The sequence below is a fragment of the Chryseobacterium soli genome (assembly GCF_000737705.1).
Classification (GTDB): domain Bacteria; phylum Bacteroidota; class Bacteroidia; order Flavobacteriales; family Weeksellaceae; genus Chryseobacterium; species Chryseobacterium soli.
In genome coordinates this window covers 132,438-141,645 of sequence record NZ_JPRH01000008.1, presented here as the reverse complement: position 1 = coordinate 141,645, position 9,208 = coordinate 132,438, and the positions used below count along the sequence as shown (strand labels likewise).

Genomic DNA, 9,208 nt, shown 5'->3' with positions numbered 1-9,208 from the left:
ATGAGAAGAAAATTGTTATTTGGAGAGCGTATGCTTTTAGGAGACGGAACAGAACCTTTTAATGCGGTGATTCCGTTTCGTTTGCGGGGCACTTTTAAGGAAGAAGATATTCAGTATGCTCTGAGCCGGCTTCAGGACAAACATCCGTGGTTGAGAGCACTCATCCACCATGACGAAAATAACATACCCTGGTTTGAAGTGTTGGAAAATCACCTGCCGATTCCCATACGGATCGTTCCCCGGAAAGGAGAGGACGACTGGCAGGAAGAATCCAGAAAAGAGTGGCAGACTTTATTTAGGTATGGCGAGCAGCCCCTGCTTCGGTTCATATGGATCAAAGGGGAGGAGGTTTCGGATATGCTTTTTTCCTTTCATCACTGTTTATGCGACGGAGGTTCTGCGGTGGCTTTCCTCTATGAATTTTTAACCATACTGGATCATCCGTCAGCAGAAATTGGAGTGGAAAACCCTATCCTGGGAATTCATGATGTCGTTCCGGAAGCCATTCTAACGAGCCGAAGCCAAAAGCTGAAAGCGAAAGTGATCGGCAGGGTAGCGGCAACGGCTATTAAATGTATTCCTGTCGGCAAAAAAGCAGTGGAGCGTCAGAACGACTACCTGATTCACTGGAAATTTGATAAAGAAATAAGTAAGGAATTGATTTCCTACTGCAAATCCCAGGAAGTTACCGTTAATACTTTCCTGAGTGTAGTATTGCTTCAGGCATTTAAAAAAGTGAGAGGTGCGTCAGCTTTCAATAAGGTTTCATGTCCGGTAGATATCAGACGTTTTGCTCCACAGATCAAAAAGGATCATATTTTCGCTTTCGGATTGATGATTGTAGTTTCATCCGATGATAAAATGAGTTTTTCAGACAATTTATGGATGACGCAGGAATCTGTAGAACGGAAAACCTCTAAGCTTAATCCCTACATTACCATGATGGTGATGGAGTCTGCCCATGATGCCCTGAAAAATTTCACCAAACTCCTTAAACATGGGAAATCTTCCAACGACTGTATGTTTTCCAATCTGGGACGTATTGAGATTCCCCATCAATACAAAGAATTTACCCTGGAAACCATTTTCAGCCCTTCTGTAATCGGTCCTTTGGGAAATACCACAACGATGGTAACTTCAACATTCAATGGTGAAATGGATTTTTCTTTCGTAGGAAGTGAGGGCTATTTACCATATTCTGAAGCGTTAGCAATTCGTGATGAGGTAATTCAGACTGTAAAAGAACAATTAGATCCTATATCCGTATTATGATCAGAAGAAAATTAATGATGGTGGAAAGGATCATGTATGTTGATCCCGAAACACCGGTCAATTGCATATTTACCGCAAAAATTAAAGGGGAGATCCCCGAGGAGAATGTTAAGGCTGCTTTGAAGAAAATCCAGCAGAAACATCCTTTGCTGAGAACCAGGATTGATATGCACAGTGAAAAGTATCCTTTTTTTACAGAAGAACAGGAGATCGATCTGATTCCGCTCCGTATTGTTGAACGGAAAACGGATAAGGACTGGTTAGATGAGTCTGAAAAGGAATGGTTCCGGCTGTTTAAAGATGAGAAAAAACCGCTTGCCCAATTGGTTTGGGTAAAAGGACAGGATGCTTCAGAACTCCTTTGGGTAATGCCGCACTGTATCTGTGACGGAACTTCCCTGGTCACCCTGATGCGGGAACTTCTTGGTCTTTTGGATAATCCCTCTTTTGAGATGAGTCCCTATCCGGTTTTCAGTTCGGTCGATGATTTTCTCCCTCAGGATTTCAATATGAAAAAAGAGAAACGGAAAGCCGGTCTTTACCTGCTGATGGCCCGGTTATTTTTTATAATGCAGCGAAAAAGTAAAGTAAGAAATCTGGGGAAAAACTATGTCATCCACTGGAAAGAAGACTCTCAAATGACAACTCAAATCACTGAAAAATGCAAAGCTCAGGGAATTTCCGTGCATGCTTTGCTGTGTGCAGCCTACATGCAGGCTTTTAAAGAGATACAGGGGAAGCAGGCGAAAGGAAAAGTGATCAGCCCTGTGGATGTGCGCCACTTTATTCCGGAGATTAAAAAAGATCACCTGTTTGCTTTTGCTCCTACCGTTGAACTTCCATTAAAAAAAGGCAGCCTGGATGTCATGGACAATGCCCGGGAGCTCAAAAAGGAACTTCTTCAGAAAATAAATAAGATTGAAGCGAGAAAACTTCTATGGATGGGTGAGCAGATGCACCCGCTCGTGGACCGTATGATCAAGATGCTGAAATCCAGTAATGGCGGGCATGATATCACATTATCCAATATGGGGAGAATTGATATTCCCAATGATTATAAACATTTTACACTGGAAACCATTATCAGTCCAACCGTTGCATTTCCATGGCTGAATTCGAATACGCTGGTGACCACGACCTACAACCAACAGATGGATTTTACTTTTATGTCCAACGAGCATTTTCTTCCGAAAGAAGAAGCCATGAAAATTAAAAATAAAGCCACTGAACTTCTGACCTCATCTTTATGAAATTAAAATTCAAGCCTGCGCCACCTAAGCTCCTCAAGAAAACCACCCTGAAACGCTTTTTAATCAAGCGTACGATTTATTATGTCCTTCCGAATGTGTTTTTCAATTTCATTATTGCGTATGCCAGCTTTCAGGAATTAGGATATACTCATTTTTTTTCAGGAACCCAAAATCTGGCCCGGCTGACCCTTCCTATGGCTATATTCCTGCCGGTAGTCCTTACCATCGATATTATAAACAGGGTGATCATTGCTTCCGAACAGGGAGCCATTGAATTTACCGTAGATAACCAGCTCAATAAAAAGAAACTAATGACCAAACTGAGTATTGTACACGGCGTCATTACAGGATTATTGGTCTTATGTGTATTGATGATCGCACAATTCAGTTTATCAAAATACTATAAACTGGACGCCACTGCCATGGCGGTGCTGGTTGGGATACTGGCGGGAATCCTTTCTGTTATTTTTGTGTATCTGCCGGTGTGGAGGTTGAGGAGGTGGATGTGGAGGAGTAACGAAGTTGTGGTTACGGATTAAAAAAAACATTGTTTTAGAAATATCTATTAGTAAAGTGAACTAAAAACAACCAAAATACTTTTCATAAATTTTTTATACTCGAAAATAAAGATAGTGGGGTTCTTTTTTATTATCTTTAAATTTAGTTTATAATACTGATGGATTCGAAATTTTATTTCCTTCAGGATATTTATCCTGAACTTTTTAATTGTGCAAGATTAGCCGAAAATTTATATTATATAGATGCCAGTTCTTCGATATCAAAATCTAGATTATTTTGTGAAAAACTGACTAGCTTAATTGCTGGTTTTGAATCAGAAGATATCTCACTTTTAAACCAACATGATGCTATACAATTTCTAAATCAACATGAGATTTTACCCGATACAATAGCTGATATCTTCCATACAGTTAGAAAATCTGGAAATAAAGCCTCTCATAGTGGCTCCAATACATCCGCTGAAGCATTATTTATTCTGAAGAAAATATTTACTCTGGGAAAATGGTTTTTTGAAACGTATGACAATGATATCATTGAAGGCTTATCTTATGAATTGCCTCCTAATAAATCAGAGTTAGAAATATCTTCTTTAACAGACAAAGTAGATGAATTGACAATTCAGTTAAAAAACTATGAATTGAAAATCCAGGCATTGAATGCTTCTGAAAGTGATAGAAAGAAAAGACGGGAAAAAGCTCAATTTTATGCAGATAAAATTAATCTAAACGAATACGATACAAGAATCCAACTTATAGACGTTCAGTTGAGAGCTGCCGGTTGGGATTGTGACACAGAAAATATTAATTACAAGAATAAAAAAACATTACCCGAAAAAGGAAAAAATAAGGCAATTGCAGAATGGCCATGTGGAACAAAATATGCAGACTATGCTTTATTTATTGGTACTGAACTATATGGTTTAGTTGAGGCTAAGAAATATAATACTGATATTTCTACCAATCTTCGACAGTCTAAGATATACTCAGAAAATATACATCCACAAGATGAAATTGTTTTACTAGGTCAATGGGATACCTACAAAGTTCCGTTCTTATATTCTACAAACGGGAAAAAATATTTGGAACAACTGAAAACCAAAAGTGGAATTTGGTTCCAGGATATAAGAAAATCTACTAATCGTCCGTATGCATTAAAAGGTTGGTATTCACCGGAAGGTTTAAAAGAATTATACAATAGAGATTCTGAGGAAGCAAACGAAAAACTTTTAGAAAGCGGCTATGAATATCTAACCTCTCCAAGTGGTTTAAATCTTCGTGACTATCAGATAGAAGCCATTCGATCTGTTGAAAATAAACTGATTGAATCTCCTTTTGATAAAAGAGCTTTACTTGTTATGGCTACCGGAACAGGAAAAACAAGAACCATTAATGGTCTAATATATAGGCTGATAAAAGCCAACAGGTTTAAACGAATTCTATTTTTAACGGACAGAAAGCTTCTGGCAACCCAGGCACGGGATAGTATTAAAGAAAATAAAGTTGAAGCTCAACAGTCGTTTGGAGGAATTTATCAATTTGATGATCTTGGAACAACTATTCCGGACTCTGAATCACGCCTTCATTTTGCTACTGTTCAGAGTATGGTAAAAAGACTCTTCTATAATGAAGGGGAACCATTGACTGTAGACACTTATGATTGCATTATTGTTGATGAGGCACACCGTGGTTACCAGTTGGATAAAGAAATGAATGAAGATGATTTTGGAATCCGAAATGAAGATGACTATGTAGCACAGTACCGTAAAGTTCTTGATTATTTCGATGCCTTTAAAATTGGAATGACTGCAACGCCAGCCCTTCATACAACAGAAATTTTCGGAGAATCTGTTTATAATTATTCCTATCGTAATGCTGTAATAGATGGTAATTTAGTAGATCATGAACCTCCATTTAATATTGCAACTCTCCTTAATACCGAAGGCATTACATGGGAAAGAGGAGAGAAACCACAGGTATATGATGCTGAAACTGGAGAAATAACAGATTTAGATGAACTGGAAGATGAATTGAAATTTGATGTAGAGCATTTCAATAAACAAGTTCTTAATGATAACTTCAATAGGGTTGTAGTTCAGGAACTTGTTAAAAGTCTGGACCCCGAAGGTAACGAAAAAACTATCATATTTGCTGCCAGAGATAGCCATGCAGATACTATCATTAATATGCTTGGCGAGGAATTTGAAAAAATTGGGGTTGATGTTCACGAAAAAGCAATACAGAAAATTACGGGTAGCGTTTATGACAATGCACAGCTAACCAGAGATTTTAAGAACGAAAGATATCCGAATATTGTTGTCACAGTAGACTTACTAACTACCGGAATTGATGTTCCTTCGATATGCAATGTTGTATTTATGCGTCGTGTACGTTCCCGTATATTGTATGAACAAATGCTGGGAAGAGCAACACGTCTTTGCCCTGAAATAGGAAAAGAATCTTTTAAAATATTTGATGCCGTTCGTTTATATGAAGCATTAAAAGATTACACCCAGATACAAACTGTAGGAAATCCTTCTTATACATTTCAACAACTGGTAGAAGAAACTGAGAGGATTTCTGATGAGCAGCGTTTATATAAACAGGTTGAACAAATCATTGCAAAATTGCAACGAAAGTCAAGAAACCTAACGGCTGAACAAAAAGAGCATATTTCTTACCATACAGATGGAAATACCATTGAAGGATTGATACAATCTTTGAAGAATACAACCAGCTCTGAAATAAAAAATACAGTAGAGCAATTAAGTTCACTTTGGAATTATCTTGATACAAAGGTTTATAAAAAATATTCTCAGTTTGTTTCCACACACGAAGACGCTATAATGGAAGTTACTCGTGGATATGGAAATGCAGATAAGCCGGAAGACTATATTGAAGGATTTAAAAAATTCCTTCAGGAAAATGGCAATACCATTGCAGCCATCAACATTATTTGCAACAAACCACAGGAGCTGGATCGTAAATCCTTAAAAGAATTGAAGTTACTTTTAGATGAAAAAGGTTTTAATGAAACTTCTCTAAATACAGCTTGGAAATCCACAAAAAATGTGGATATTGCGGCCGATATCATAGCTTACATCAGAACACTTTCTATGGGAATTGACCTCATAACCCCTCAGGAGCGTGTTCAGAAGGCCATTAGAAAGTTAAAATCAAAACATCAGTGGACTGCTGTGCAATTAAGATGGATAGACCGTTTTGAAAAACAGTTGATGGCAGAAACCATTCTTACAAAACAGGACTTAGACTTAAGACCTTTTGTAGATGAAGGTGGTTTTACGAGACTAAATAAGATATTTAACAACGAATTAGAAGAATTGATAACAGAGCTGAATAGTGAACTGTATTCAGCATAGAAATGTAAAATGAGCGCACAGGAAATAGCCAATAAACTTTGGAATTTATGTAATGTGTTGCGCGATGACGGCGTAACGTACCACCAATATCTTAACGAACTTACTTTTATCCTTTTTCTTAAATTATCTGAGGTAAAAGGATTTTCAGATCAAATTCCTGAAGAATACAGATGGAATAAATTTGTGGAGGAAACAGATAGTGTAGAGGCTTTTAGATTATACCGTGATTTTTTGGCTAATGTAAGTAGCAAAACAGACAGTCCATCTATCATAGACATCTACACCAATGCTTCTACTACTCTTACTAAGCCTGTAAACTTCAATACTTTGGTTCAGGCTATTGATAAGCTTGATTGGTATGAAGAATCTGACCGTGATGTAATGGGAGATATCTATGAAAGTTTATTGGAGAAAAATGCAGGTGAAAAGAAAAGCGGTGCAGGCCAGTACTTTACTCCACGTCCATTAATTAATGTAATGGTAAAACTAATGGCTCCAAAATTAGGTGAAAAATGGAATGACCCTGCCTGTGGAACCTTTGGTTTTATGATTTCTGCGGATCATTATTTAAAAGAAAAAACAGATAATTATTTTCATTTAGATAGTGATAAACGTGAATTTCAATATAGAAAAGCATTTTCAGGTGTAGAGCTTGTTGGCGATGCACATCGTTTAGCTCTAATGAATTCGCGATTACATGGAATGGAAAGTGAAATCATTTTAGGAGATACTTTAACAAACTTGGGTGAAAACCTAAAAGGCTTTAATGGCGTACTAGCAAACCCACCTTTTGGTACGAAAAAAGGAGGAGAAAAACCTACCAGAACAGATTTAAAATATATCTCAAGCAACAAACAGCTTAATTTCTTACAGCATATCTACAGAAGCCTTATTACAGATGGAACGGGGCGTGCTGCGGTAGTTTTACCAGATAATGTTCTGTTTGAAGATGGTGACGGGCAACGCATCCGAAAAGATCTAATGGAGAAATGTAATCTGCATACTATTCTACGTTTACCAACAGGTATTTTCTATGCAGCAGGGGTAAAAACCAATGTTCTTTTCTTTACAAGAGGGAAAAAAGAGGAAGCCAATACAAAAAATGTATGGTTTTATGATATGAGAACCAATATGCCCAACTTTGGAAAAAGAACACCTTTTACAGAAAAGACTTTTGATGATTTTATCAAAGCATACACTGGAGGATTAACTACAGAAAATGTAGTAAAACAATATGAAGGTGCAATAGATGAAGAAAAAAGAAAGCAAATAAAAGACGAGCGTTGGCAATGCATTTCCCGTGAAGAAATTGCAAAGAAAAATGATTCTTTGGACTTAGGATTGATTGCAGATGAAAGTTTGACTAAATCATCTGATATAGGGGATCCATTAGATATTGCTAAAGATGCTTTAAAAGAACTTTTACTTATACAAACTGAGTTGGAAAACTTGATTAAAGAATTAAGTTAATGGCAAGTAAAGGAGATATCGATAAATATAAAATTCAACCCATATTATTTTCAAACTGGGTTACTTACGAATTTGAGAATACATTACAAAAAACAACAATTACTCATAAATTAAAATCTAAAGATTATTTTGAGAAAGGAATTTATCCTGTAATTGACCAAGGTAATAACTTAATATCAGGATATATTGATAATAATGAATTACTATATAAGGAAGAATTACCTGTTATTATCTTTGGAGACCATACCAGAAATATAAAATTCATAGATTTTGAATTTGCAGTTGGTGCTGATGGAACAAAAATATTAAAGCCTAATGAGAATTTTAATATAAAATTTTATTACTATTATCTAATAACTTTAAAAGTTCCTGATTTTGGTTATAGTAGACATTTTTCTATTCTAAAATTATTAAATGTTCCTTGTCCTCCACTGCCAGAACAAGAACGTATCGTAGCAAAGCTAGATACTTTATTTGTACAGCACGAAGCAATGAAAAAAGCTTTGGAACGTATCCCTCAATTACTTAAAGATTTTCGTCAGCAGGTTTTGACAAAAGCAGTTACAGGGGAACTAATCCCTTTTGCAAACTCTGAATATACAAAACTAAATGATTTAGGTATATGGAAAGGAGGTGGAACCCCAAGTAAAGCCAATAGTTCCTTTTGGGAAAATGGAACAGTACTATGGACTACGCCCAAAGATATGAAGGATTTATTTCTTTCTAATTCAATTGATAAAATAACAAACTCAGCTGTTCAAAACTCTTCGGCAATACTAATTCCAAAAAATTCTATTTTGATTGTTACTAGAAGTGGAATCTTACGGCGAATACTACCAATTTCATCTAACTCTATTGAAACAACTGTTAATCAGGATTTAAAAGTTTTGATTCCTAATGATAAAGTTAATTATAAGTTTTTACTGTATGCTCTAAAAGGATTGGAAAAGGATATTAGGATGACTTGTATGAAGAGTGGAACCACAGTAGAAAGTGTCGAGTTTTCATTATTGAAAGATTATAGAATTTATCTGCCAAATCTCAAAGTTCAACAAGAAATAGTCAATCGAGTAGAAAGCTTATTTGCCAAAGCAGACATCATAGAAAAACGATACAATGCTTTAAAAGAAAAAATAGGCAGTCTTCCACAGGCAATTCTACACAAAGCTTTCAAAGGAGAATTAATTCCCCAGCTTCCTACGGATGGAGATGCTAAAGATCTATTGAAAGAAATTTTAAAATTGAAGAACGAGGTAAAGAAAAAATAAAATCTCAATCACCAATTTTCTCTATATTTGTACAAAGCACAAAAAAAGACCAC

6 protein-coding genes are annotated in these 9,208 nt (G+C 36.2%); all 6 read left to right on the top strand.

Going from position 1 to position 9,208, the window contains the following annotated elements:
- Nucleotides 1–1,272 (top strand): condensation domain-containing protein, encoded by a 1,272-nt coding sequence (locus IW15_RS16950; RefSeq protein WP_034713796.1) that lies wholly within the window; start codon nucleotides 1–3, stop codon nucleotides 1,270–1,272.
- Nucleotides 1,269–2,522, top strand: a complete 1,254-nt coding sequence (locus IW15_RS16945) for a condensation domain-containing protein (RefSeq protein ID WP_034713795.1) — start codon at nucleotides 1,269–1,271, stop codon at nucleotides 2,520–2,522. The genes IW15_RS16950 and IW15_RS16945 overlap by 4 nt, the downstream gene beginning before the upstream one ends.
- The gene (locus tag IW15_RS16940) at nucleotides 2,519–3,061 is read left to right on the top strand and encodes a hypothetical protein (RefSeq protein WP_034713793.1); all 543 of its coding nucleotides are present in this window, start codon (nucleotides 2,519–2,521) and stop codon (nucleotides 3,059–3,061) included. The genes IW15_RS16945 and IW15_RS16940 overlap by 4 nt, the downstream gene beginning before the upstream one ends.
- Before the next feature lie 137 nt (nucleotides 3,062–3,198).
- Nucleotides 3,199–6,417 carry a type I restriction-modification system endonuclease gene (gene hsdR, locus IW15_RS16935; RefSeq protein ID WP_034713791.1) on the top strand — a complete coding sequence of 1,073 codons (3,219 nt, stop codon included), beginning with the start codon at nucleotides 3,199–3,201 and terminating at the stop codon, nucleotides 6,415–6,417.
- Between the two features lie 9 nt (nucleotides 6,418–6,426).
- A complete protein-coding gene (locus tag IW15_RS16930; protein WP_034713789.1) occupies nucleotides 6,427–7,887 on the top strand; it encodes a class I SAM-dependent DNA methyltransferase in 1,461 nt (486 codons plus the stop codon).
- On the top strand, nucleotides 7,887–9,155 hold the full coding sequence (locus IW15_RS22135; protein WP_051882151.1) for a restriction endonuclease subunit S: 1,269 nt from the start codon (nucleotides 7,887–7,889) through the stop codon (nucleotides 9,153–9,155). Before IW15_RS16930 ends, IW15_RS22135 begins: the two co-directional genes overlap by 1 nt.
- Nucleotides 9,156–9,208 lie beyond the last annotated feature (53 nt).

What these genes read in the sequence shown, in the direction of transcription:
- IW15_RS16950 (WP_034713796.1), top strand. Translation starts at nt 1, where the DNA reads ATGAGAAGAAAATTGTTATTTGGAGAGCGTATGCTTTTAGGAGACGGA.
- IW15_RS16945 (WP_034713795.1), top strand. Translation starts at nt 1,269, where the DNA reads ATGATCAGAAGAAAATTAATGATGGTGGAAAGGATCATGTATGTTGAT.
- IW15_RS16940 (WP_034713793.1), top strand. Translation starts at nt 2,519, where the DNA reads ATGAAATTAAAATTCAAGCCTGCGCCACCTAAGCTCCTCAAGAAAACC.
- hsdR (WP_034713791.1), top strand. Translation starts at nt 3,199, where the DNA reads ATGGATTCGAAATTTTATTTCCTTCAGGATATTTATCCTGAACTTTTT.
- IW15_RS16930 (WP_034713789.1), top strand. Translation starts at nt 6,427, where the DNA reads ATGAGCGCACAGGAAATAGCCAATAAACTTTGGAATTTATGTAATGTG.
- IW15_RS22135 (WP_051882151.1), top strand. Translation starts at nt 7,887, where the DNA reads ATGGCAAGTAAAGGAGATATCGATAAATATAAAATTCAACCCATATTA.